The organism is Proteus sp. FZP2095 (assembly GCF_023701425.1).
Classification (GTDB): Bacteria; Pseudomonadota; Gammaproteobacteria; order Enterobacterales; family Enterobacteriaceae; genus Proteus; species Proteus cibarius.
Genome location: NZ_JAMQBJ010000001.1, coordinates 758,775 through 781,095 on the forward strand (window position 1 = coordinate 758,775; position 22,321 = coordinate 781,095).

At 33.6% G+C, this 22,321-nt stretch carries 30 protein-coding genes; 17 read left to right on the forward strand and 13 right to left on the reverse strand.

Going from position 1 to position 22,321, the window contains the following annotated elements:
- The first annotated feature begins 6 nt into the window (after positions 1-6).
- Positions 7-1,044, forward strand: coding sequence for a zonular occludens toxin domain-containing protein (locus NBG71_RS03635; protein WP_250916545.1), 1,038 nt, complete (start codon positions 7-9; stop codon positions 1,042-1,044).
- The gene (locus NBG71_RS03640; protein WP_250916546.1) at positions 1,041-2,261 is read left to right on the forward strand and encodes a type II secretion system protein GspD; all 1,221 of its coding nucleotides are present in this window, start codon (positions 1,041-1,043) and stop codon (positions 2,259-2,261) included. The genes NBG71_RS03635 and NBG71_RS03640 overlap by 4 nt, the downstream gene beginning before the upstream one ends.
- A gap of 61 nt (positions 2,262-2,322) precedes the next feature.
- Here the strand turns inward: NBG71_RS03640 and NBG71_RS03645 are convergent, their stop codons facing one another.
- On the reverse strand, positions 2,323-2,601 hold the full coding sequence (locus NBG71_RS03645) for a hypothetical protein (protein ID WP_235365882.1): 279 nt from the start codon (positions 2,599-2,601) through the stop codon (positions 2,323-2,325).
- 229 nt (positions 2,602-2,830) lie between these two features.
- Between NBG71_RS03645 and NBG71_RS03650 the strand changes: the two genes are divergently transcribed.
- A complete protein-coding gene (locus tag NBG71_RS03650) occupies positions 2,831-3,130 on the forward strand; it encodes a hypothetical protein (protein ID WP_250916547.1) in 300 nt (99 codons plus the stop codon).
- A 195-nt stretch (positions 3,131-3,325) separates the two neighbouring features.
- Here NBG71_RS03650 and NBG71_RS03655 read toward each other — a convergent pair whose 3' ends face one another.
- From NBG71_RS03655 to NBG71_RS03665, 3 genes are all read right to left on the reverse strand, one after another.
- Positions 3,326-3,553 (reverse strand): hypothetical protein, encoded by a 228-nt coding sequence (locus NBG71_RS03655; protein WP_137021597.1) that lies wholly within the window; start codon positions 3,551-3,553, stop codon positions 3,326-3,328.
- Between the two features lie 41 nt (positions 3,554-3,594).
- On the reverse strand, positions 3,595-4,431 hold the full coding sequence (locus tag NBG71_RS03660) for a DUF6236 family protein (protein ID WP_137021598.1): 837 nt from the start codon (positions 4,429-4,431) through the stop codon (positions 3,595-3,597).
- Between the two features lie 142 nt (positions 4,432-4,573).
- Complete coding sequence (locus tag NBG71_RS03665; protein WP_250916538.1) at positions 4,574-4,765, reverse strand: hypothetical protein; 192 nt, start codon at positions 4,763-4,765, stop codon at positions 4,574-4,576.
- 371 nt (positions 4,766-5,136) lie between these two features.
- On the opposite strand from NBG71_RS03665, the gene NBG71_RS03670 reads away from it, so the two are divergent.
- The 9 genes from NBG71_RS03670 (at position 5,137) to NBG71_RS03710 (ending at position 11,297) form a co-directional block, all read left to right on the forward strand.
- Positions 5,137-5,337 carry a hypothetical protein gene (locus tag NBG71_RS03670; RefSeq protein ID WP_250916539.1) on the forward strand — a complete coding sequence of 67 codons (201 nt, stop codon included), beginning with the start codon at positions 5,137-5,139 and terminating at the stop codon, positions 5,335-5,337.
- Positions 5,325-6,440 (forward strand): replication initiation factor domain-containing protein, encoded by a 1,116-nt coding sequence (locus NBG71_RS03675; protein WP_250916540.1) that lies wholly within the window; start codon positions 5,325-5,327, stop codon positions 6,438-6,440. Before NBG71_RS03670 ends, NBG71_RS03675 begins: the two co-directional genes overlap by 13 nt.
- Positions 6,441-6,453: 13 nt before the next feature.
- Complete coding sequence (locus NBG71_RS03680; RefSeq protein ID WP_235365889.1) at positions 6,454-6,726, forward strand: single-stranded DNA-binding protein; 273 nt, start codon at positions 6,454-6,456, stop codon at positions 6,724-6,726.
- Between the two features lie 8 nt (positions 6,727-6,734).
- Positions 6,735-6,953, forward strand: coding sequence for a hypothetical protein (locus NBG71_RS03685; RefSeq protein ID WP_250916541.1), 219 nt, complete (start codon positions 6,735-6,737; stop codon positions 6,951-6,953).
- 7 nt (positions 6,954-6,960) lie between these two features.
- The gene (locus tag NBG71_RS03690) at positions 6,961-7,200 is read left to right on the forward strand and encodes a hypothetical protein (RefSeq protein WP_250916542.1); all 240 of its coding nucleotides are present in this window, start codon (positions 6,961-6,963) and stop codon (positions 7,198-7,200) included.
- A 91-nt stretch (positions 7,201-7,291) separates the two neighbouring features.
- Positions 7,292-8,740: a hypothetical protein gene (locus NBG71_RS03695; protein ID WP_250916543.1), complete on the forward strand. Its 1,449-nt coding sequence runs from the start codon at positions 7,292-7,294 to the stop codon at positions 8,738-8,740.
- Positions 8,741-8,743: 3 nt separating this feature from the next.
- Positions 8,744-9,031 carry a DUF2523 family protein gene (locus NBG71_RS03700; protein ID WP_250916544.1) on the forward strand — a complete coding sequence of 96 codons (288 nt, stop codon included), beginning with the start codon at positions 8,744-8,746 and terminating at the stop codon, positions 9,029-9,031.
- An 11-nt stretch (positions 9,032-9,042) separates the two neighbouring features.
- Positions 9,043-10,080 (forward strand): zonular occludens toxin domain-containing protein, encoded by a 1,038-nt coding sequence (locus NBG71_RS03705; RefSeq protein ID WP_250916545.1) that lies wholly within the window; start codon positions 9,043-9,045, stop codon positions 10,078-10,080.
- Positions 10,077-11,297, forward strand: a complete 1,221-nt coding sequence (locus tag NBG71_RS03710) for a type II secretion system protein GspD (RefSeq protein WP_250916546.1) — start codon at positions 10,077-10,079, stop codon at positions 11,295-11,297. The genes NBG71_RS03705 and NBG71_RS03710 overlap by 4 nt, the downstream gene beginning before the upstream one ends.
- Positions 11,298-11,358: 61 nt before the next feature.
- Here the strand turns inward: NBG71_RS03710 and NBG71_RS03715 are convergent, their stop codons facing one another.
- Positions 11,359-11,637: a hypothetical protein gene (locus NBG71_RS03715; protein ID WP_235365882.1), complete on the reverse strand. Its 279-nt coding sequence runs from the start codon at positions 11,635-11,637 to the stop codon at positions 11,359-11,361.
- 229 nt (positions 11,638-11,866) lie between these two features.
- On the opposite strand from NBG71_RS03715, the gene NBG71_RS03720 reads away from it, so the two are divergent.
- Positions 11,867-12,166: a hypothetical protein gene (locus NBG71_RS03720; RefSeq protein ID WP_250916547.1), complete on the forward strand. Its 300-nt coding sequence runs from the start codon at positions 11,867-11,869 to the stop codon at positions 12,164-12,166.
- Between the two features lie 259 nt (positions 12,167-12,425).
- Here NBG71_RS03720 and NBG71_RS03725 read toward each other — a convergent pair whose 3' ends face one another.
- Positions 12,426-12,782 carry a DUF4186 domain-containing protein gene (locus tag NBG71_RS03725; protein ID WP_075673828.1) on the reverse strand — a complete coding sequence of 119 codons (357 nt, stop codon included), beginning with the start codon at positions 12,780-12,782 and terminating at the stop codon, positions 12,426-12,428.
- 337 nt (positions 12,783-13,119) lie between these two features.
- Between NBG71_RS03725 and NBG71_RS03730 the strand changes: the two genes are divergently transcribed.
- A complete protein-coding gene (locus tag NBG71_RS03730; protein WP_075673829.1) occupies positions 13,120-13,665 on the forward strand; it encodes a toxin-antitoxin system YwqK family antitoxin in 546 nt (181 codons plus the stop codon).
- A 67-nt stretch (positions 13,666-13,732) separates the two neighbouring features.
- On the opposite strand, the gene NBG71_RS03735 is transcribed toward NBG71_RS03730, so the two are convergent.
- The 5 genes from NBG71_RS03735 to add form a co-directional block, all read right to left on the reverse strand.
- On the reverse strand, positions 13,733-14,437 hold the full coding sequence (locus tag NBG71_RS03735) for an ArsR/SmtB family transcription factor (RefSeq protein WP_075673830.1): 705 nt from the start codon (positions 14,435-14,437) through the stop codon (positions 13,733-13,735).
- Between the two features lie 80 nt (positions 14,438-14,517).
- The gene (locus NBG71_RS03740; RefSeq protein WP_156733397.1) at positions 14,518-14,832 is read right to left on the reverse strand and encodes an antibiotic biosynthesis monooxygenase family protein; all 315 of its coding nucleotides are present in this window, start codon (positions 14,830-14,832) and stop codon (positions 14,518-14,520) included.
- A 353-nt stretch (positions 14,833-15,185) separates the two neighbouring features.
- The gene (locus NBG71_RS03745; protein WP_075673832.1) at positions 15,186-15,758 is read right to left on the reverse strand and encodes a hypothetical protein; all 573 of its coding nucleotides are present in this window, start codon (positions 15,756-15,758) and stop codon (positions 15,186-15,188) included.
- A gap of 128 nt (positions 15,759-15,886) precedes the next feature.
- Entirely contained in the window at positions 15,887-16,123 is a 237-nt protein-coding gene (locus NBG71_RS03750) for a hypothetical protein (protein WP_159242199.1), read from the reverse strand.
- Positions 16,124-16,364: 241 nt separating this feature from the next.
- Complete coding sequence (add, locus tag NBG71_RS03755; protein ID WP_211839010.1) at positions 16,365-17,360, reverse strand: adenosine deaminase; 996 nt, start codon at positions 17,358-17,360, stop codon at positions 16,365-16,367.
- A gap of 136 nt (positions 17,361-17,496) precedes the next feature.
- Between add and NBG71_RS03760 the strand changes: the two genes are divergently transcribed.
- Positions 17,497-18,168 (forward strand): Crp/Fnr family transcriptional regulator, encoded by a 672-nt coding sequence (locus NBG71_RS03760; RefSeq protein WP_083629120.1) that lies wholly within the window; start codon positions 17,497-17,499, stop codon positions 18,166-18,168.
- Positions 18,169-18,206: 38 nt separating this feature from the next.
- Here the strand turns inward: NBG71_RS03760 and NBG71_RS03765 are convergent, their stop codons facing one another.
- Positions 18,207-18,995: an LEM-3-like GIY-YIG domain-containing protein gene (locus NBG71_RS03765; RefSeq protein WP_075673835.1), complete on the reverse strand. Its 789-nt coding sequence runs from the start codon at positions 18,993-18,995 to the stop codon at positions 18,207-18,209.
- A gap of 456 nt (positions 18,996-19,451) precedes the next feature.
- On the opposite strand from NBG71_RS03765, the gene NBG71_RS03770 reads away from it, so the two are divergent.
- A complete protein-coding gene (locus tag NBG71_RS03770) occupies positions 19,452-19,742 on the forward strand; it encodes a VF530 family protein (RefSeq protein WP_088495627.1) in 291 nt (96 codons plus the stop codon).
- A gap of 49 nt (positions 19,743-19,791) precedes the next feature.
- On the opposite strand, the gene NBG71_RS03775 is transcribed toward NBG71_RS03770, so the two are convergent.
- The gene (locus NBG71_RS03775; RefSeq protein WP_075672818.1) at positions 19,792-20,958 is read right to left on the reverse strand and encodes a XylR family transcriptional regulator; all 1,167 of its coding nucleotides are present in this window, start codon (positions 20,956-20,958) and stop codon (positions 19,792-19,794) included.
- Positions 20,959-21,146: 188 nt separating this feature from the next.
- On the opposite strand from NBG71_RS03775, the gene NBG71_RS03780 reads away from it, so the two are divergent.
- Positions 21,147-22,316: a MalY/PatB family protein gene (locus NBG71_RS03780; RefSeq protein WP_164530483.1), complete on the forward strand. Its 1,170-nt coding sequence runs from the start codon at positions 21,147-21,149 to the stop codon at positions 22,314-22,316.
- Positions 22,317-22,321 lie beyond the last annotated feature (5 nt).

Sequence of the window (22,321 nt, forward strand, 5' to 3'; positions counted from 1 at the left end):
GGAAATATGGCCATATCAGCTTATATTGGAGTGCCAGGAAGTGGGAAGTCATATGAGGTTGTGAGTCATGTGATTATTCCTGCATTTATGAATGGACGCCGAATTGTTACTAATATATATGGGATCTCTCAAGAGAAAATTACGGAATATTGTTTAACGAAACATAAATCTGATATTAAAAAATTGGGTGAAATTATTTTCGTTGATAATGAAAAAGTAATGGATGATGAGTTTTTTCCCTATATGCAAAATGATGCAATAGCCGAAAATACATTTTGCCGTTCTGGTGATTTAATTTGTTTAGATGAAATCTGGCGTATTTGGGAAAATGATAAAAAGATCCCCAAAAATCATCAATCTTTTATTGCTGAACATCGTCATTTTGATGGGGAAAACGGAATAACTTGTGATTTAGTGGTATTAAATCAATCTGTTTCAGGATTACCTCGTTTTATTAAAGATCGTGTAGAAACAACATTCAGAATGACAAAATTAACCGCATTGGGATTAAGAAGTCGTTATCGTGTCGATGTTTTTACGGGAATAAAACTCTTTAAGGCCAATAAGGTAAGTGCTTATCAATGTAAATATGACAAAGCTATTTTTCCTTTATATCAATCACATGTAAATGCACAGGGTATAGAGCAGGTTGTCGATAAGCGTCAAAGTATTTTTTCATCTCCTAAAGTTTTATTTATGTTAATTAGTTTTCCTATTCTTTTAGCTATTAGCCTTGCTTTTCTATATCAATTTTTTACGCGTTTTCAAACGGAAACTGTTGTAGAAGAAGAGGATAAACAGGTTATTACGATGCCTGATACTGTAGAAAATAAATCTTTTTCATCGTCAACACCTCCGATGATGTCTGATGCTTGGAGACTTGTGGGGAAGCTTGAAAAGTCAGGTCAGTCATGGGTTATTTTACGGAATAAACAAGGGCATTTACGTTTAGAGCCAGCATCAAACTTTATGCTGAAAGGAATGATGCAAGCAGGAACTATTGATGGAAAAATTGTGACGGTGTACTCAGGAGATGCATCTTGAAAAGAATAGTGTTCGGATTATTTTTTCTATTATTAGGTATTAATGCTTCGGCTAAAGATATTGATTTTGAATTGAGAGGAGTATTATTACCTGAAGCAATAGGATTATTATACAGTGAAGTATTTAATCAACCTTTTATGTTATCCCCTGAATTAATTAATGATGAACGGAAAGTGTATTTTCATATAACACCTGATGTGGATGAAAGGGCGTTTATTATTCGATACCTTTCTAATATGAATATTCGGATTTGGCATAAAAATGGTATTGATTATATTTCCTCATTCACACCAAATACCCCAGAAATAAAAAGGGAGACCTATCTTTATCTGCCTCGTTATCGAAGTGTCGCTTATCTTTCAGATATGTTACGAGGACAATTTGAAGGGCGATTTAATCAACAAGGTGGTGTTGGATCCTATTCAACTACGAGTGTGACTGAATCGCAACCCAATAGTGCGACTGATTTTATTAATCATCATGGCGATGTGCTTGTTTATTATGGTACTAAAAGCGACATCCAAAGAATGAAATCTTTATTGCCTTTGATTGATACAGCTATTGATGAAGTTGTGGTTTCTGCCTATGTGTTTGAAGTGCAAACAGCTGAACGTAACGGTTCAGGATTGGCTTTAGCCGCGAAATTAGTATCAGGGAAATTTAATGTTGGTATGGGCACTGAAAGTGGTTTTGATAATTTTATCCGATTTAAAACGGGTTCATTAGATGCTCTTTATGAATTATTTCGTACAGATAGCCGTTTTCATGTTGTTAGTTCACCACGGCTTCGCGTTAGTAATGGAGCTCAAGCATCATTTTCTGTTGGTTCAGAAGTTCCGGTATTGGGGCAAGTAAGTTATTCGGATAATAAACCTATTCAATCTATCGAATATCGTTCAAGTGGTGTTATTTTGAGTGTCAAACCTCAGATTCGACAAGATCTGATTGAATTGACAATCGATCAACAAATATCAAATTTTGCTAAAACTGAAACGGGAGTCAATAATAGCCCAACGTTAATAAAACGACAGGTTAATACGCAAGTTAGCGTTGCTGATGGCGATATTATTTTATTAGGAGGATTAGCTGAAAACAAAGTTTCAGAAGCAGAAACAGGCTTCTCCTTTTTACCCAAAGATTGGTTTACAGGCTCATCTGACGAACAAAGTAAAACCGATATTCTTGTGATGTTACAAGTAAAGAAAATCGCACGATAATAATTACCCTAAGCCTTGTACCGCAGTTATGCGAGGAACAAGGCTTAGGTGTAATTTATTATCATGAGAATAATTTTTTTGTTGCTATCATAGATGATAAACCACCTAAAGTACCAACCCTTTCTTCTCCATTAGGAAATTGTACTATTTCGTAGATTTGGGCAGTTTTCCATTTTTCTTTTATTTTATCCAATACAATAATGGCTTTTTCTACAGAGTCGTAATTTGTTGATTTATCTATATTAGCAAACCATTTATTACTAACATCGTTATAAGCATAAGTACAACAAAACCCACGACCAATACAATACCCAAGAATTTTACTTTTGGTGATATCCATATTAAAAATTACCTATTATGCTCAAGAAAGATGAAATATGCCCAAAGGGCATGTAAGGCGACAATATATTATGTTACATAGAGTACAGTGGTAAATTCGCCGAAACAAGGGGGGACTAATTAAATGGTAAGAGACCGCGCTTGCGCCTCCTGAAAAGCGTTTTATTAACATAACGTTCAACAGCTTAATTGCATGATGGTCGAAGACAAAAGATAGGTGAAGCGACACGATGAAGAGAAAATTAATTAAACGTAATAAATCTTTATTATTTGACTTATGTAAGACGGCAAAGAAACATGATTTATTATTATCAGATTTGCTGTGTTTGATAAAAAGAAAGTCTGATATCTGCGGTTTTATCAAGGCAGACGAAAAAGGTTTATTAACCGAAGATTGGTCTCAAGCTGAATTTAATAAGGGTTTTGCTTCAGTTCCTAAAGTAGATCCTAATGGAAAGATTCTTTGTTATCGCATATTTTTTGATAAAAAACGATTACCAATAAAATATCAAAGCCAGTGGCTAGACTAAATTAACCAACACAATCAATCAGCCAGAAATAGAGATTTCAATATCTACCCGTATTTAGATACCAAGGTTCGCATAATAGATATGTCGCTATGTTAAAAAGGGTTCTGACCGATTGCGGTAAAATGGGGTTGGGGTTTACCGCAATCGGGAAGGTTCGTCTTTAGACATAGAGCGCATTATGCGAATCTATATTATTTAACTTTTATTTATTTGTACTTTTGCATTAATTGTTGTGTTTAACTCAATTGAAATTGCTTTAGTTAATTCAGCAATAAACATTGGATTGTTTTTGGAAAATCCATTCCCAAAGATTTTATCAATTTCATGAATTATATAATTCATATTTCCTAAGACAGTTGTTCTTGCATCCGTTAAAGCTTCTACAGCAGTTAATTTTTGTATGTCTTTTATTAAATCACTCATATTAACCTCTATTATTATGCAAACAGATTTTCAATAAAATATCATTTAAAGTTATTTCTTATGCTATTGATATAATTGAAATTTGATGGGCATTGTGCTTTTGGTGCCATTATTGTTTTTATTGCTGTAATTAATCCAGCTCCCGCAACTCCTGCAATCAATGGACTCATTCCTATTAATGAATGAATACCTGCTGCACTAATTGCTCCACTAAAGATAATACCTGAAAAATCAGAGTGGATTACATGTTTTAAGTTTGTTGTTAATCTTTTCATTCCTGATTCACGAATGGTTTTATCTATATCCTTTAAAGCTAATTCCAATTTAGCTAGCTGCATGTTTTTTGCTCTAGGTATATCTTTTGCTGAAATAATTGCTTCATTAATTTCATCTAAATAACATCTGAAAGCAATTAATTCATCTTTTCTTTTATCTTTAAAATTTAATATATCATCTAAAGGCGTATTTGCACTTGGAACCGGCAACATGTCATAAAGTTCTAATTCTACACCTGTAACTTCCGCATAATCAGTATAAAAAGGTATATTTGCAAGTTGAGCTATTGTCCAGCATCCTGGTTCATCAGTGTTATTTTTTCTAAAAGCAGCTTCTTGAGCTGCCACAAAAAACTCACCTCTACCAGAATTTACTCTTCCTTGAAACATAACCCGAGTGCGCTTTACATGACCTGTTGTTATTAAATAATCAATATCTTCAGAACCTATTTCGATTAATGGATTTGATGGATAATCGATTTCATCCCAATACATCAGATATTTTCTAAGGTCGATTGGATTTATTGGCATACCACATCTAATTCCGCCCGTATATATTGGTTCAAATGGGGGCGATATTACAATTCCTTTTTTTTTGCTCATTTTTACCTCAGAAAATAACCTTATAGTTGTTAAAGAAAGTGCCAGCTCTAAAACCCCCGTGCTGTACTACGGGGGTAGTCTCAGGGTAACTACAGGCTTTCAGCCAACATAACTAAAATTCCTTTCTTCATAAAAAGGGCATTTAGCTCTTCTTTTCTCCCGCTGATTTTGAAAATTTGCGGTAATCATCCTCTGTAATTGAGTCGATCCCTTTACGGATAAGCCAGTCTAAAACTTCCGTATCTTTTACTGGGACTTTTAATTCAATCACAGCTTTCACTGTTTCTTTTTCAACTAATCGCCATGTGTTGTCATTAATGTGTTTTGTTGGCATGAGACCTCCATCGAAATTCTTAGATTATCATAATCTAAATTCTAAAATTATGTTGACTATTAGAATCTAAGAACTTATAAATACCCCATCAAATAAATATTTAGATTCTTAGAAAATAACTTGGTAAGTATTTTCATTACTAAAGAGGACATTAAAATGAATATTTTCAAATCTTTACAAAACAGTGTTTTCTTTAAAAATCAATATGTTATGAAAAACACCTTGCGCACGCGATCGCAAAATGATTTTTCAATATTAATTGATTGATTTTAAAGAATATTATCTTTAAATGTTATCGTTTTGTTAATCTTTAGATGAGTTTGAAAATATAAATTATTTGCTAATATCTTATTTTTTATAGAAAAACGACTATGAATATTGTTTATTTTGATTTTATTGAGGGATACGGGATCAATGCCAAAGTTGGGATTGATTGGGATTTTTATCGTTCTTTCGATGAATTGATTAAAGAATGTTCATGTTGTTTTTTTGATGATTTTATTTTAGCGCCAACAACTGCTAAATCAGGGAGTTTTATTGGCTATCAGGAGATATTATTATGCCTGATATGAATGAACATGCTGTTTTTATTGATTTTTTGGCATTTTCAGCACCAATATCCGTTATGAGAGATGTCCATACTTTCCAAGAACAAGGGTTTTTATGGGAAAAATTCAAATCGTTACCTAGCTATCAAAGATATAAATCTGAAGAATTAGTGAGTTACGCTGATATTGTTGATGTACCAGTATCAGCATTATCTGAAGAAGAACTTAATTATTATGAATCTAAGATTTTATCTTGTTATTTTTCTCGATTAAAAACTTGGTTGTCATCTGTTTTTGGTTTAGTGATGGGAGCTCCTCGCGGTAAAGGAGGATTTGCTTATCAAGATTCAGCGATCTTATATAGTGATGAATCGGGTTCTGAACACTATGGAATGGTTTATTGGGGCGGAAATAATAACACATTTTACGTTCAAATATCGGGAAAGGGGTGTGCCCATGTGTTTAACGGAATCACGCCAAAAAAAGTGCATAAATGGCTAACTCATTTAGATATTTTGACTGTGAAACGTCTTGATCTGGCAACTGATGATTATGATGGAATTTACACATGTGATTCAGCATTACAGGCATATCGTGATGATGCTTTTTATGGAGGAAAAGGACCCAAACCAAAATTAGAGACTTCATTAGCGATTGATTCTGATGGGTGTCCAACAAAAGAAATTGTAAATGTTGGTTCTCGAAAATCTCGCGTTTATTGGCGTATATATAATAAAGCGTTAGAACAAAAAGTATCAGGAACCTGGTATCGTTCAGAAGTCGAATTAAAGGAAATATCTGTTGATGTTTTATTAAATATTTCAAGCATCTATACAGGACTGTGTGCTTATTCTGCTCAAATAAATACGAGTAAACCGCAATCAATGCCAAGATTATTAGGCAGAAAAGCCATCGACTCTATTGAAGCTAAAGTAAGATGGTTAAGAAAACAAGCCTCTGCGAATATTGCCAAAGTATTCCATTTTTTTAATGGTGATATTAATACTGTTTTATCTATGATAATTCGTGAAGAACATATTAGTGACATGAAATTAAAATTTGATATTCCTCCAATATATCAAAAGTTATTAAATGACAAATTAAAAACCAACCAATGTCCTTTTTAAAAGGTAATAAATAATGATTAAAATAGAAATCAATGATATTGATGGAAAGGTCAATAGTAAACAAGTTGTATCTAAATCAACAGGTGAAGTACTAACATTTCGTGAACAAGTTGCTTATATTTATAATGGTGGTGTTTATCCTGAAAAATTTATTATTCAATTAGATAAAGAAGCGCCACCTTATGCATCAGGTTTTTATACTTTAGATGATTGCTCATTTAGTGTTGGTGACTTTGGCTCTCTAAAAATAAAATCATTGAAACTCATTCCAATAAACAATAAATAAAATGGGAAATGAATAATAATTCGGTAGTGGGTACTATTTGTTATGAATCAGGTGAGAAATGCCAAACTATTAATTTAACTATTCAAACAAATAATAAAGATTATATTCCTAATATTGATTATGGCATAGCAAGTCAATATTGGGGGGTAGCATTCATGACGATCATATCCCTTTATTTATTTTCTTTGGGAATTGGTCAAATTTTAAAATTAGTTAAAAATGCATAAGGTTATTATGAATAAAATGAAATTGAAATCATCATTACAAGCAGGATTAGTATTGTTAACTCTTTTTTCAAGTTCAAGTTTTGCTGTTGAAAATGTGAGTAAAGGTGTTGATTTAACTCAAATGACTAATGGCGTCAACTTTGATTCTGTTCTTGTTGGTGTTTTGGCTGTCGGGGGGTCGCTTGTAGCTTTATATGGAGGATTTGCAGGCGTTCGTTGGATATTACGTATGGTGAAAGGTGCTTAAATTATAATTCAATAAGGAAGGGGGCTTTTGCTCCCTTTATATTAATGATAACTGAACTTTGGTATTTGATAATATTTATTTGGGGATTATTATGCGCATGGGCAGTTATTCTAGGGCTAAAGGGATAATCCTTATTTTAATTATTTTTATTGGCCTATTTTATCCTGTATATAGAGCTTATGCCGCTTTACCGCTTCTTGCCGCAAGAGCAATTATTCCTGCTATTACAGGACGCTTAATCATGACGCGTGCGATGCAAACGGCCGCGAATGATGCTGTATATCTTAATGTTGTAAATAACACCACAAGAGCTATTTCAGCAACCACACGGGCGAACGCCACAGCAGTTGGAACTCAATCATTTTTTCGTTCATCATCAGGAGCATTAACATGGGCAGGTGTGGGATACTCAGTGGGTGATCTGCCAGCCTCTTATTTTTCTGATAAAGGAAATGTCATGGTTGCGACTACGGGAAAATCATTGGGAGATGGTCGTTATTCTGTTGAAATTGATGGAAAAACATATATTACAGACTTCTTACCAACAGAAGATAACCCTTTTATTGCCACTCCTATTATCAATAAAAATAACCAAAGCCGTATTGTGTCTGAATTAGACTCCAGTGTGCAGTGGTATTCCCCAATTTCATATGATCCTAAGCAGTATGTTACTGGCAGTATAGAAAGTGTAGCCTCAGGCATTTTTGAGTACGACAGGCGATCTGGCGGTGAATGCCCATCAGATGCGAAGGGCTGTCATTATGAATTCAAAATTAAAAATATAGAGTCAAACCCTAAATCAACATCGTATGTTAAATACGAATTTACTGTCCATTATACAAATAGTGAAGGAGAGCAAAAAACAAGATCTTATTATCCTATTCAAGAATATCAAATTTACTATAATAAAGAGTTTATTGCCGACCAAAACGAACCAGAGAAACAATATACACTAGCTAATGATAATGATGGTTTCTCTTCTTTAGAAGAACTTAAAGAGCAACAATTAGATTTAGATAAATTGGCCTCAATTTTAAATAATCTTTTTTATCAATCAGCAACTCAACCTGATTATGATGGTATTCCTATTACATCATCTAATCCAATTACGGCGGATGAAATCAGAGCGGTTTATCCAGACTATAATAAACTTACTGATTTTGACTTGTTATATCCAGCACAAGTTAAACCTGATGGTGAATTAATTGTTAATACGCCAGGAGTTTCTCAAGGTAATAATGGAAAAGGAAAGGTTGAATTAGATTTTGGTGATTATCCTAATATTGATGCGCCAGAGCTTGATGAACCGCCCACAGGAAAAGAAATATTAGAGCCAATCGAAAATTTATTTCCATTTATGAAAGAGATTAATATTTCCTCTAAAGAGGTGAGTTGTCCTGTTGCTGAGTTTCATGTTTTTAATACACCTTATAAACTAGATTCGCATTGTGTCTTATTAGAAGAAAATAAGGCTATTTTTCAACTTATCGCGAGCATTGTTTGGGGTTTTTTATCTTTACGTATTATTTTAAGTGCATAAATTATGTTTAAATTATTACTTTCCGTATTTAATACCTCTTTAGGTTTTATTTTTAGAACACTCATTATTAAATTTATTTTATTCTTCTCATTATATTTTGTTGTTCATGAGTTTATTGCTGTTATGGCGACATGGTTACCTAAAAGTACGAATTTACCTCAATTGTTTTCATCATTGCCTGATGGTGTATGGTATTTTATGAATCTATTTCTTATTCCTTATGGGATCACTTTATTATTAAGTGCCTTATTCACTCGATTTATTATTAGACGTATTCCGCTCATTGGCTAATAAGAGGAAATATGGCCATATCAGCTTATATTGGAGTGCCAGGAAGTGGGAAGTCATATGAGGTTGTGAGTCATGTGATTATTCCTGCATTTATGAATGGACGCCGAATTGTTACTAATATATATGGGATCTCTCAAGAGAAAATTACGGAATATTGTTTAACGAAACATAAATCTGATATTAAAAAATTGGGTGAAATTATTTTCGTTGATAATGAAAAAGTAATGGATGATGAGTTTTTTCCCTATATGCAAAATGATGCAATAGCCGAAAATACATTTTGCCGTTCTGGTGATTTAATTTGTTTAGATGAAATCTGGCGTATTTGGGAAAATGATAAAAAGATCCCCAAAAATCATCAATCTTTTATTGCTGAACATCGTCATTTTGATGGGGAAAACGGAATAACTTGTGATTTAGTGGTATTAAATCAATCTGTTTCAGGATTACCTCGTTTTATTAAAGATCGTGTAGAAACAACATTCAGAATGACAAAATTAACCGCATTGGGATTAAGAAGTCGTTATCGTGTCGATGTTTTTACGGGAATAAAACTCTTTAAGGCCAATAAGGTAAGTGCTTATCAATGTAAATATGACAAAGCTATTTTTCCTTTATATCAATCACATGTAAATGCACAGGGTATAGAGCAGGTTGTCGATAAGCGTCAAAGTATTTTTTCATCTCCTAAAGTTTTATTTATGTTAATTAGTTTTCCTATTCTTTTAGCTATTAGCCTTGCTTTTCTATATCAATTTTTTACGCGTTTTCAAACGGAAACTGTTGTAGAAGAAGAGGATAAACAGGTTATTACGATGCCTGATACTGTAGAAAATAAATCTTTTTCATCGTCAACACCTCCGATGATGTCTGATGCTTGGAGACTTGTGGGGAAGCTTGAAAAGTCAGGTCAGTCATGGGTTATTTTACGGAATAAACAAGGGCATTTACGTTTAGAGCCAGCATCAAACTTTATGCTGAAAGGAATGATGCAAGCAGGAACTATTGATGGAAAAATTGTGACGGTGTACTCAGGAGATGCATCTTGAAAAGAATAGTGTTCGGATTATTTTTTCTATTATTAGGTATTAATGCTTCGGCTAAAGATATTGATTTTGAATTGAGAGGAGTATTATTACCTGAAGCAATAGGATTATTATACAGTGAAGTATTTAATCAACCTTTTATGTTATCCCCTGAATTAATTAATGATGAACGGAAAGTGTATTTTCATATAACACCTGATGTGGATGAAAGGGCGTTTATTATTCGATACCTTTCTAATATGAATATTCGGATTTGGCATAAAAATGGTATTGATTATATTTCCTCATTCACACCAAATACCCCAGAAATAAAAAGGGAGACCTATCTTTATCTGCCTCGTTATCGAAGTGTCGCTTATCTTTCAGATATGTTACGAGGACAATTTGAAGGGCGATTTAATCAACAAGGTGGTGTTGGATCCTATTCAACTACGAGTGTGACTGAATCGCAACCCAATAGTGCGACTGATTTTATTAATCATCATGGCGATGTGCTTGTTTATTATGGTACTAAAAGCGACATCCAAAGAATGAAATCTTTATTGCCTTTGATTGATACAGCTATTGATGAAGTTGTGGTTTCTGCCTATGTGTTTGAAGTGCAAACAGCTGAACGTAACGGTTCAGGATTGGCTTTAGCCGCGAAATTAGTATCAGGGAAATTTAATGTTGGTATGGGCACTGAAAGTGGTTTTGATAATTTTATCCGATTTAAAACGGGTTCATTAGATGCTCTTTATGAATTATTTCGTACAGATAGCCGTTTTCATGTTGTTAGTTCACCACGGCTTCGCGTTAGTAATGGAGCTCAAGCATCATTTTCTGTTGGTTCAGAAGTTCCGGTATTGGGGCAAGTAAGTTATTCGGATAATAAACCTATTCAATCTATCGAATATCGTTCAAGTGGTGTTATTTTGAGTGTCAAACCTCAGATTCGACAAGATCTGATTGAATTGACAATCGATCAACAAATATCAAATTTTGCTAAAACTGAAACGGGAGTCAATAATAGCCCAACGTTAATAAAACGACAGGTTAATACGCAAGTTAGCGTTGCTGATGGCGATATTATTTTATTAGGAGGATTAGCTGAAAACAAAGTTTCAGAAGCAGAAACAGGCTTCTCCTTTTTACCCAAAGATTGGTTTACAGGCTCATCTGACGAACAAAGTAAAACCGATATTCTTGTGATGTTACAAGTAAAGAAAATCGCACGATAATAATTACCCTAAGCCTTGTACCGCAGTTATGCGAGGAACAAGGCTTAGGTGTAATTTATTATCATGAGAATAATTTTTTTGTTGCTATCATAGATGATAAACCACCTAAAGTACCAACCCTTTCTTCTCCATTAGGAAATTGTACTATTTCGTAGATTTGGGCAGTTTTCCATTTTTCTTTTATTTTATCCAATACAATAATGGCTTTTTCTACAGAGTCGTAATTTGTTGATTTATCTATATTAGCAAACCATTTATTACTAACATCGTTATAAGCATAAGTACAACAAAACCCACGACCAATACAATACCCAAGAATTTTACTTTTGGTGATATCCATATTAAAAATTACCTATTATGCTCAAGAAAGATGAAATATGCCCAAAGGGCATGTAAGGCGACAATATATTATGTTACATAGAGTACAGTGGTAAATTCGCCGAAACAAGGGGGGACTAATTAAATGGTAAGAGACCGCGCTTGCGCCTCCTGAAAAGCGTTTTATTAACATAACGTTCAACAGCTGAATTGCATGATGGTCGAAGACAAAAGATAGGTGAAGCGACACGATGAAGAGAAAATTAATTAAACGTAATAAATCTTTATTATTTGACTTATGTAAGACGGCAAAGAAACATGATTTATTATTATCAGATTTGCTGTGTTTGATAAAAAGAAAGTCTGATATCTGCGGTTTTATCAAGGCAGACGAAAAAGGTTTATTAACCGAAGATTGGTCTCAAGCTGAATTTAATAAGGGTTTTGCTTCAGTTCCTAAAGTAGATCCTAATGGAAAGATTCTTTGTTATCGCATATTTTTTGATAAAAAACGATTACCAATAAAATATCAAAGCCAGTGGCTAGACTAAATTAACCAACACAATCAATCAGCCAGAAATAGAGATTTCAATATCTACCCGTATTTAGATACCAAGGTTCGCATAATGTATATTATGTTAAATTGAATATAATAACCATCATGAGGTGGTTACTCTCAACGAATTAGCTATTTTATTCAAAGCCCTATTACCTCAGATACGTGTTAAGAATTTATAACTTCCCTTCTAGCTCAATACAGAATTTACGCATAGATAAGAAACGTATTATTCTACTTCAATGGATTAATCTTTAAGAATTCATTTGATTAACTAGCCAGCGATGAATGATTTGGACAATATATGCCTGTTCTTCTTCCGTCAATTGGCGGTGTTTTTCTATACCATGCCAGGTTTTTAAACATCCACGACAACACGTTGCCGTTGCATGCTGAGCAATAAATACAGGATGCCCTCGCATTGGAGTTTGCTTACCATCATTTTTGGGTTCTTCAGTAGCTAAGCGTTTTTGAATAAAATCTAAAGCATGTTGATCAATAGTATCAGGGCCTTTATCAATACAGTATTGTCGCTCTTTTGGCCCTAGTTTAAACTTTTGTCGAAAAGTTGATTTGGATAATCTGTTAAATAAAAGATCTACATTATTCATTAAATTTGCCCCCTAAGACAATGATCGTACGCTTATAGTACATAGCTTGCAATCACACATAATATCTCTCTAATCATTAAAAGAATAAGTTTCAAACATGCATTATAAACACCGGAATAAAGAATATTTATTTAAGTGTGATTACGTTATCTCCTTACTAGTCGGATTCGTTTAATTCTATTATAAATGATCTAAAAACTGCAAAAATCAAGCCAGTGTCAGTTCTTTCCTATATTCGCTCTAATTACCCTGCTTTACGCTAACATTATATTTACTGTGAAAAAAATATTTACAAAATGAAACTAAGTATTTTTATTTATATTATACGAGGGTAAACATGAAAATTGTACTTTCTTTAATATTGAGTTCAACACTATTGCTCTCTGGTTGTTCTGCCTTCCTTTTTAGCCTAGGCAACAATCCAGAAATGTCACTGAGTAATATTAAATTGATGGAAAATACAACGAAACTGAAAGTGCCGGCTATACCGCCAGGAACAAAAGATGGTGAATATTTACGTTATTATCCAGGTGGGCAAATTAAATATAAATCATGGGTAACTAAAGGTTGTTATGATCGTTATGTTAATGCTTATTATGAAAATGGTAAATTACAAATGATCATACCACTGAAGAATTGTGAGGTTAACGGTGTGGTGAAAAGTTATCAGACTAATGGCAACATATACAGCGAAATAGCTATGCGTAATGGCTTACCGTATGGTGCTTTTAAATATTATCATAATACACCTAAAAATAATGTTAATTTGCAGGGACATATGGAGCATGGCGCTCTTATTGGCGTAATAACTCAATATGATGAAAATGGAAAAGTTATTAATAAAGGTCAAGTGCTAGATGGTAAGGTTAAAATTTTAAAATAGCTTGATTTGAGTCGCCGGCTTTTTTTATTTTCGAAAGCCGGTTTTTGTTTTATTTTTCAAATACACTCTATCTCTTTTCTATATTAAAGTGTTGAGCTAATGCTTTATAACCTTTCTCGCTGATAGTCACTTCTCTATATCCTTGATGTCGTGTTAACCATGTCTGCGCTTCTGCATAATTAAGAAAAGCAGTACCAATTTGTCCACCTAAATGAAAACGACGTTCACTCCAATCTAAACATGGGCAGCAAATATTACGAGAATGCTTTGCTTGAAATTCAATACCCATATTTTTGAATCGCTCAAGACCTAGTGTTGTAATAGCGTGGCCGTCCTGTGTTATCCATTTTTGCTGACAAAGTGAATGATAAATATCGACAGCAACTTCACCTGCTAAATGATTATAACAAGTTCGCGCTTTCCTTAAGTTTTTTGGAGTTGTAATTTTAGCTTGTGAAATATGGTCGGTAGAAAAACTCATTAAATTTTCAATAACGTTGGCAATTTCATCGTTAGCTAATCGAAAATAACGGTATTTACCTTGAGATATGACAGAAATAAGCCCGCTACTGAGTAATTTGGATAAATGGCTGCTTGCTGTAGAAGCAGAAATATCAGCCACGATACCTAGTTCCGTTGCGGTCCACGCCCTTCCATCCATTAACGCACACAATATTTTGACTCTGGAAATATCAGATATCGCTGCACCAACAGCAGTAATTGCTGACTCTAGGGTGTGTTGATATTCCGATTTTATTTCTGATTTAGCCATTTTAAATTTAAGTCCTTTGTTAGCATGTGCTATTAATAGTGTAATAACGTGATTTTAGTAAGACTCTTAAGTCTATTTAATTACTGACTTTCTGCATCAAATGAATATTCACGGATCAAAGAAACAATGCTAATTTTGTAAAAATCGAAAATAGATTCCCGACCTTCTTGTTGAGCATGTTTATGTAAAATATTTTTCTTCCATTGCAAAACAGCCTCTTCATTTTCCCACCAAGAAAGTGATAATAATTTTCCTTCGGTTGATAAACTTTGAAAACGCTCTATTGAAATAAATCCCTCAATATCCTTTAGTAATGGCTTTAAATCAGCCGCTAAAGATAAATAACGATCTTGCTTTCTCGGTTTGATTTTTACTTCAAATATTACAGCAATCATTAGTGTTCTCCTTTATTGGGTGATAGTGAGTGTATTGACAAAAAAGGTAAAACACTTCGATAATTATTGAAATGAGCGCAATTATCTATTTTAAAAAATAATAGCGTATGGCCAGCTTATTCTTGAGAAAGTTGTTCGCGCCCAATCATACCTTGGAGTGTTGTATTGCTTTGCGAATATTATCAATAATTCCATTTATATATGATGTCATATTTTTATGTATAAATTAAAAGTCGAACGAAGGGTGAGATTTATGATGATTTTTTATGTGGCCAACCCTTTTAATTCAAGTCGAGTTAAAAGGGTTGGTATAATATAAACCACAGTGCTCTAAGGTTATTTGTGATTAATCACTACATTTTATTCTTGTTATAAAATTTTTCGCCACACATTAATTTGGTAAATTCAAAACTTCCGGTAGATACTGATACAGGGTGATCTTTAGCAATATAAATAAAAGACTTTCGGATTTTATCTTCTTCGCTGACCTCTCTTAATTTACCGTCAATCACTCTATCAGAGTCATAATTCACGCAGTAACCGAGAGTTTTTGAGGTTTTTTTATCTTTTACCGTCATGATGTCATTATATTTAAAACGATATCCTTGATTTTCTCTAGCAAGCTCTTCCTTAGCATCTTCCCCAATAGCAAAAGGGCTTGAAAGACGTGCGATCGCATCTACATATTCCGCGTCCATTTTTTTACTTACAAATTGTCTATCTGATGCATTCGCTACGCTATAAATAACACCTTGTTGAGTCGCTTTTATGCTATATGCTTCCCATTCTTGGGATTCTTTAACGTAAGGTGCAGTATTCGCTAAAATTGTGGTGAATTTATCCCATGCTTCAAACGTTGAGTTACAACCCGAAAGTAACAGTGTAGAACTGCTCAACAGTAGTAACGCCAGCATATTTTTTTGCATTTTCACTCCATAACTAAAAGATAAATTTAATGATATATCAAATTGTTAACCTACTTGAGGTTATCATCTTCTAGAATAAATGGTATGTTCACTTACCTAAGAATATGCTTAATTTGTTTATAAAGTATTCAAAAAATGATGAGGTAATCATTATTAGAATGAAAAGCTCGCCAGTATTTATTCCCTAATTCATTCGTTACTTTTTGCTCTAAAATGTCGCTATAAGCCCATTGAGTTAAACGTTTAAGGCAGAATGCTTGCGTCAAGGGATCATCTGAGAATAGCCAATTCTCATTAAGGCAGTGTATTAAACACTGTTTAATGTTTGCTAAATTATCCATTTGATGACGCTGTTCTTCTGACATGTTGTATCCTTACATTGATAAGGGTTATACAAGCATAGTCATCAATTCTTTTTACTTATTGAATGTAATTATTCTTAAAACAGGAAGGATGTGATTAGATTTCACCATTCTTATGTTTTATATCACATTGTTTTATCTAAATTGAGTAATCGCAATCTGATAAGTAGGTATTTCCGCTTAAAAATAAAGAGAACACCTTAAAAATAAAGGTGTTCTCTTTGATGATTATTATGTGTAGTCACTATTTTGCATGAACATAACAGAGTTTATCCATTAGCTTTTTATGAACGTCATTTGTAATAAAACTGGCATTAAGAGCATCGATATTGCATTGCTGAAAGTCTTTTTCTCTCCAACCAAAAATATCATGTAATAACTGATACTCTTTATTTAACGAAGTATTGGCAACTGTTCGCGCATCGGTATTAATATTTAATTTAACACCCTGCTTTTTTAGTTGATTAACGGGATGTTGGTCTATTTGCTCATAAATATTGCAGATAATATTACAGCTTGGGCAAACCTCTAATAATATATTTTGAGATTTAAGCCTGTTAATGACTTCACTATCTTCAATACTTCTTACACCATGACCAATTCGAGTAACATGCAGTTTATCCAATGTTTCAGTAATGCTTTCAGCGCCTTTCGCTTCCCCTGCATGAGCAATTAAATTCCCTCCTGATTTTTTAACATAATCAAAAGCAGCAATATGATTATCTAAAGGGAAACGCGCTTCATCAGCCGCTAAATCAAGTGCGACAACACCTTTATTCAGATATTCGACAACTAATTTGGCGGTTTGTAGACTCTCTAACGCACTAAAATGACGCAATGTGCATAAGATCAATCCCGCTTTAATATCATATTTTTGAGATGCTTCATTCATTGCTGAAATAACAACTTCAACAACGTCTTTATCTGTTAAGCCCTGCTTTGTGTGTAATAACGGGGAAAAACGGATTTCAGCATAAATAACATTGTCTGCTTTCAACTGATAAAATAGATCGTCAACAGCCAGCGTAATTGCTGATTTAGTCTGCAAAATATCAATTTGAGGAGTGACTTTACTTAAAAAATCGCCCAAATCAAAACAGGGTTTATGAGCAACAAATTGCTGATTAAACTTATCAAAACTTATTGTTGGATCTAACTGTTTAATATAAAAATAGCTTAAACAAGTATCTAAATGCACATGAAGCTCGACTTTAGGTAATAAGCTGGGATTGAATGTCATTAATATAGTCTCTAAATATTAGGAATATCATGATAGTAATCACCTCCACCAGCCTAAAAAAGGACATATGTCCTTTTTTAAAAAGTATGCTATTTTCGATAATAAATTGAGGCTTAATTGCGAAAGGAAAATAAGAGTGAAAATAGTTAATGACGAAAAAAAGCGTAACGCTTTTATTTTAATGCATCAACTTGATACTTATTTATCTGATGCATTGTTGTCTTCTATGCGATTAATGGAAGTGAAAACGGGGGAATATTTAATAACGCAAAATAGCCAAGCAACACATTTATACTGTCTAGTGGAAGGAAAATTACAGATTGAACGTTATGAAATAAACGGTGAGCATGTGGTTTTTTCTTTTGAACAAGCTTTCTGTGTTATTGGTGATTTAGAGCTGTTTTCAGCTAAAGATGAAATGGTATTTAGTACCGTACAAGCCTTAGTTCCTTCCTATTTATTAGCGTTACCTCTTTCCATTGTCAGACAAAAAGCATTACAAGATGCTAACTTTCTAACCTTTATTTGCCAGCAATTAAGCCAAAAACTTTATCAAACGTCATTAAAACACGCTCAATCACCCTATTCTTCAGAATTTAAATTACGTCGATATTTATTTTTTAAAGCACAACAAGAAGGACTCTCTTTTCAATTAGAAAAAAGAGACTCATTAGCAGCAATGCTTGGGATCTCAACCAGACAATTAAACCGCGCTTTGGCACATTTAGTCAGTATTAAGGCGATTAAATTAAAGAGTAAATCGATAACGGTGTTGGATTGTGAATGGCTAGCCAAAATAGAAATATAAATAGAAATTTATATTTCTATTTTATTCATTATCTTAAATTAGTTATTTTTTCCAACTCTGACAAATGGACTACTATAACTACGGTTATAATTGATTACTTTTCCAACATAGCGATCGCGAATATCTTGAGGTGCTTTTCGACCTATAAATTCCCAACGTTCACTAGGTAATTTTATTGTTCGAGTAAAATATTCTTGTGTTCCAGCTTTTACCCATCCGTGAATTTCGTATACTTCCTTAACAATATTATTATAGGTAGCATAAGCATACTTTACAGATTCATCATTTCTTGGTGGATTATGCCACACACCTCTGGTTGCCTCGAATAATTGAAGATCAGTCATACCAAATTTATAAAGTTTATTTAAAATAAAAACTAAACCACTGTGTTCAGGTGAAACATCAACATCTTCACGAGAATAAATGGATTGTATTTCCTCTATTGTTAACCTACCTTGTCTTTTGTAGGTTTCATTATTGCTACTACTTTTTCCATTAATTTTATTAGTCAAAAGGTCAATACCAATTAAATCTAGGCAAGTCCGTTCGACCATATATGCACTATCTGAGTTATTAATCCCATGACACAAAATATCAATACCAAGCATATTATTTTTTTGTAATTCAATGATTTTTTGTGTTTTTTCATCTAATTTATCGCCACTTTTCTTCATTTTTTCGGCTTCAGCAATGTGGGTAAGACAGCGAGAATTTTTACCTTTCCCAATATAAAATGGTATACGACGAGTCCCATTTACTTCACAAAGGGCATACACATAGTAGTCAATTTCATTCAATATATTTTTGTACTTATTAAATTCTTTCATTTTTATTTCCAGCGCTATAAAAATTTATTTATATAATATATTTCTATTTTTAATGGATGGATTATGTAGTATAAATAACGGCTATTGCTTTAATCATTTAATTTAATAAATATGAGGTAATAATAATTATATTTTTATATGTTTGAAATAATTGCTCATTTTCAATGGGCGGGGTTTTTCCTTCTATATTAAATAATCTATTATGCGATGAAATAATGGATTTATTACAACTATTTTTTGATTTTTTATGATTTTTAATTCATAAGAGAAACTCCCGCTTCTGGCTATCTGTTTGCTTATAGTTTTCTAAAACAAACAAATGGGAATTTTTTATATTACAAGCTATGCTGGGTAACAACACATCATCTCTATTTTATTCAGTCCATTTTATTGCCACTCTCACTGCTTTCTTGTACTCTGCACCGTTTCTTCTATTTCATTGTAGGTAAAATAGTAATGACCGGACACGTTTCTAAAGATCCTTTGCATGGCGTTACTCTCGAAATGCAAATAAATGCGCTGGTGGCTAAATATGGCTGGGCTAAATTAGGTCAACTCATCAAAATTAACTGCTTTAGAAGTGATCCTAGCGTGAAATCAAGTTTAAAATTTTTGCGCAGAACTCCTTGGGCACGTGCTGAAGTAGAAGCACTCTATCTTGATTCTCTCGAAGCTGATATTGATGATGTGATTGAAGTTATCGACCACCCAGATTGTGATCCTTGGGCGAATAGCCGTAGAAAATAAAATTCAATTAATTATAAATATGATGTGACATATAGACATATATTGGAATTCACTCATCCCTAAACTCTTTTGGCGTCATACCAAATTCTTTTTTAAAGATAGAGTAAAAATATTGCAATGAAGGATAGCCACACATCACTGATATTTCTTGGATTGCGAGTGTTGTGGTGGCTAATAAATTTTGAGCGCGTTTGAGTTTCTCTTCATAAATAACAGTATGAATTGTCTTGCCAATCTCCTTTTTAAACCGTTGCTCTAAATTAGAGCGCGACATATTAACCGCATCTAAAACTTGCTCTGTTTTTATCCCTTTACAGGCATTGTAATAAATATAATGCATAGCTTGCACAACGGTAGGATCGTTAAATGAGTGAAAATCGGTTGAGCGACGTTCGACTATTTTAACGGGTGGAACCAACACTCTTTGTTGTTTATTGGTTGGATGCCCTTCCAGCGTTTGGTGTAATAGTTTTGCTGCTAAATATCCCATTTGTCGTGAACCTTGCACAACAGAAGATAATGCGATGCGAGATAAATAACGTGTCATATCTTCATCATCAATACCGATAATGCTTATTTCTTCAGGCACATTAATATTTAAATTGTCGCAAACTTGCAGTAAGTGTCGTGCTCTTGCATCGGTGACCGCAATAATTCCAGTTTGTGGTGGTAAAGTTTGTATCCAATCGGATAAACGATTTTGTGCGTGTTGCCAGTTCTCTTGTGTAATATCCATGCCGTTATAAACGATACCCGGATATTTTTCGCTGGTAACTAATTGTCGAAATGCATGCTCTCGTTCATTAGACCAATGGGGATGATCTTTTGCTGGTAAACCATAAAATGCAAAGTGTTTAAGCCCTTTTTGTTTTAAATGCAAAAAGGCTTGTTGAACTAATTCATAATTATCAGTAGCAATATAAGGAACGGGGGGATAATTTTCTTCTTGATGATAAGAGCCTCCGACACCAATAACCGTTAATGGTGATTGGCTTAAATGCTTAGCAATAATCGGATCATCAAAATCAGCAATAATACCATCACAAACCCAATGGTTTATATTATCAAGTCGAGTGCGGAAATCTTCTTCAATAAATACATCCCAATGGCACTGTGATGCCTGAAGATACTCTCCAACACCCTCAACCACTTGTCGGTCATAGACTTTATTAGCGTTGAATAACAGCACAATACGAAAGTATTTATCTTTTTTCATTTTACTCTACCTAATTATCCAGCTAGGCATTAAACCACAGCTTTAATGTTGCTAGAACTTGCTTTCATCGCTATGTGATTACTATCACACAAGCCAAATTTCGTAATAGCAAAGTAAAAAATAGGAATAACCAATGTTAATCACAACGAGTATTTTGTTTTTAAACACGGTTGCCGAGGAGATTTTTCATGTATCAGAATAACTTTAATAAATTAATTTCTAGGCAAAATACCTATAGCGCAAAATGGTGTAATAGTAACGCTAATGTTATTCCGTTATCTGTTGCAGATATGGATATTCCTGCGCCTGATTTTATTATTAATGCATTGGCTCAATTCAATCTCAAAGGAATTTATGGCTATACCGACCTTAGCCATGATTGGAATAACGTTGCTGTAAATTGGTTTAAAACGCAATATCAGTGGGTTGTTGAGCCTGAATCTATTGTTTTTTGTCCTCGTATTATTCAAGCTGTTTCACTTTATATTCAAAACTTCACACGCGTTGGTGATAAAGTCACAACCCTGTCACCGGCGTATCACCCTATTAGTAATGCGGTTTGTGTCAATCAACGTGAACTATTAGAAAGCCCGTTGATTTATCGTGACGGCTATTATGAAATTGATTTTGATGACTTAGAAAGTAAGTTTAAACAGTCTGTCTGCTTTATTTTACTATCGCCACATAATCCAACAGGAACGGTATGGCAAAAAAGTGATCTATTAAAAATAGCGGAACTTGCACAGAAATATCAGATTTTTATTATTTCTGATGATGTACATGCTGATTTTGTTTTTGATGGTGCAACTTATCACCCTATTTCATCAATAAATAGTTATGTAAAACAACACTCTTTTATTTGTACTTCTCCCGCTAAAACATTCAATTTAGCCGGACTCGAAGTCGCCAATATCGTTATTGCTAATCCGGAATATCGTGAAAAATTCAAGCAATGCTTAATTGCTGCGGGTATTCATAATCCAGGTTATTTCTCAGTTCCCGCTTTTTTACAAGCTTACACCTTACAGGGCCAACAATGGGTTGGTGAATTAAAAACGTATCTTGCTGATAACCGACATTGGGTAAAAGAACAATGTGAACGTTATTTTCCTGATTGGGTTATCACTCAAAGTCATGGCACCTACATGCTATGGATTAACTACCAAAAAATGCAGTTATCTGAAGAACAACTAAAACATTGGTTTGTTTCATTAGCTGAAGTGGAAATGAGTTGGGGGCGTGGTTTTGGTGCGGTTGGGGATGGTTTTTTCCGCATTAATATCGCGACACCTCGTTCAATATTAGAAACCGTTTTCACTCGGCTTATTCGTACCTTACCTCACGCCAGTTTGGAATAAATTAC

Bases quoted from the DNA above. Each gene is read 5' to 3' on its own strand.
- NBG71_RS03645 (WP_235365882.1), bottom strand. From the start codon at position 2,601: ATGGATATCACCAAAAGTAAAATTCTTGGGTATTGTATTGGTCGTGGG.
- NBG71_RS03650 (WP_250916547.1), top strand. From the start codon at position 2,831: ATGAAGAGAAAATTAATTAAACGTAATAAATCTTTATTATTTGACTTA.
- NBG71_RS03685 (WP_250916541.1), top strand. From the start codon at position 6,735: ATGAATAATAATTCGGTAGTGGGTACTATTTGTTATGAATCAGGTGAG.
- NBG71_RS03730 (WP_075673829.1), top strand. From the start codon at position 13,120: ATGAAAATTGTACTTTCTTTAATATTGAGTTCAACACTATTGCTCTCT.
- NBG71_RS03665 (WP_250916538.1), bottom strand. From the start codon at position 4,765: ATGCCAACAAAACACATTAATGACAACACATGGCGATTAGTTGAAAAA.
- NBG71_RS03680 (WP_235365889.1), top strand. From the start codon at position 6,454: ATGATTAAAATAGAAATCAATGATATTGATGGAAAGGTCAATAGTAAA.
- NBG71_RS03750 (WP_159242199.1), bottom strand. From the start codon at position 16,123: ATGTCAGAAGAACAGCGTCATCAAATGGATAATTTAGCAAACATTAAA.
- NBG71_RS03660 (WP_137021598.1), bottom strand. From the start codon at position 4,431: ATGAGCAAAAAAAAAGGAATTGTAATATCGCCCCCATTTGAACCAATA.
- NBG71_RS03780 (WP_164530483.1), top strand. From the start codon at position 21,147: ATGTATCAGAATAACTTTAATAAATTAATTTCTAGGCAAAATACCTAT.
- NBG71_RS03725 (WP_075673828.1), bottom strand. From the start codon at position 12,782: ATGAATAATGTAGATCTTTTATTTAACAGATTATCCAAATCAACTTTT.
- NBG71_RS03765 (WP_075673835.1), bottom strand. From the start codon at position 18,995: ATGAAAGAATTTAATAAGTACAAAAATATATTGAATGAAATTGACTAC.
- NBG71_RS03775 (WP_075672818.1), bottom strand. From the start codon at position 20,958: ATGAAAAAAGATAAATACTTTCGTATTGTGCTGTTATTCAACGCTAAT.
- NBG71_RS03740 (WP_156733397.1), bottom strand. From the start codon at position 14,832: ATGATTGCTGTAATATTTGAAGTAAAAATCAAACCGAGAAAGCAAGAT.
- NBG71_RS03635 (WP_250916545.1), top strand. From the start codon at position 7: ATGGCCATATCAGCTTATATTGGAGTGCCAGGAAGTGGGAAGTCATAT.
- NBG71_RS03690 (WP_250916542.1), top strand. From the start codon at position 6,961: ATGAATAAAATGAAATTGAAATCATCATTACAAGCAGGATTAGTATTG.
- NBG71_RS03655 (WP_137021597.1), bottom strand. From the start codon at position 3,553: ATGAGTGATTTAATAAAAGACATACAAAAATTAACTGCTGTAGAAGCT.
- NBG71_RS03745 (WP_075673832.1), bottom strand. From the start codon at position 15,758: ATGCAAAAAAATATGCTGGCGTTACTACTGTTGAGCAGTTCTACACTG.
- NBG71_RS03715 (WP_235365882.1), bottom strand. From the start codon at position 11,637: ATGGATATCACCAAAAGTAAAATTCTTGGGTATTGTATTGGTCGTGGG.
- NBG71_RS03670 (WP_250916539.1), top strand. From the start codon at position 5,137: ATGAATATTGTTTATTTTGATTTTATTGAGGGATACGGGATCAATGCC.
- NBG71_RS03720 (WP_250916547.1), top strand. From the start codon at position 11,867: ATGAAGAGAAAATTAATTAAACGTAATAAATCTTTATTATTTGACTTA.
- add (WP_211839010.1), bottom strand. From the start codon at position 17,360: ATGACATTCAATCCCAGCTTATTACCTAAAGTCGAGCTTCATGTGCAT.
- NBG71_RS03735 (WP_075673830.1), bottom strand. From the start codon at position 14,437: ATGGCTAAATCAGAAATAAAATCGGAATATCAACACACCCTAGAGTCA.
- NBG71_RS03675 (WP_250916540.1), top strand. From the start codon at position 5,325: ATGCCTGATATGAATGAACATGCTGTTTTTATTGATTTTTTGGCATTT.
- NBG71_RS03705 (WP_250916545.1), top strand. From the start codon at position 9,043: ATGGCCATATCAGCTTATATTGGAGTGCCAGGAAGTGGGAAGTCATAT.
- NBG71_RS03770 (WP_088495627.1), top strand. From the start codon at position 19,452: ATGACCGGACACGTTTCTAAAGATCCTTTGCATGGCGTTACTCTCGAA.
- NBG71_RS03695 (WP_250916543.1), top strand. From the start codon at position 7,292: ATGCGCATGGGCAGTTATTCTAGGGCTAAAGGGATAATCCTTATTTTA.
- NBG71_RS03700 (WP_250916544.1), top strand. From the start codon at position 8,744: ATGTTTAAATTATTACTTTCCGTATTTAATACCTCTTTAGGTTTTATT.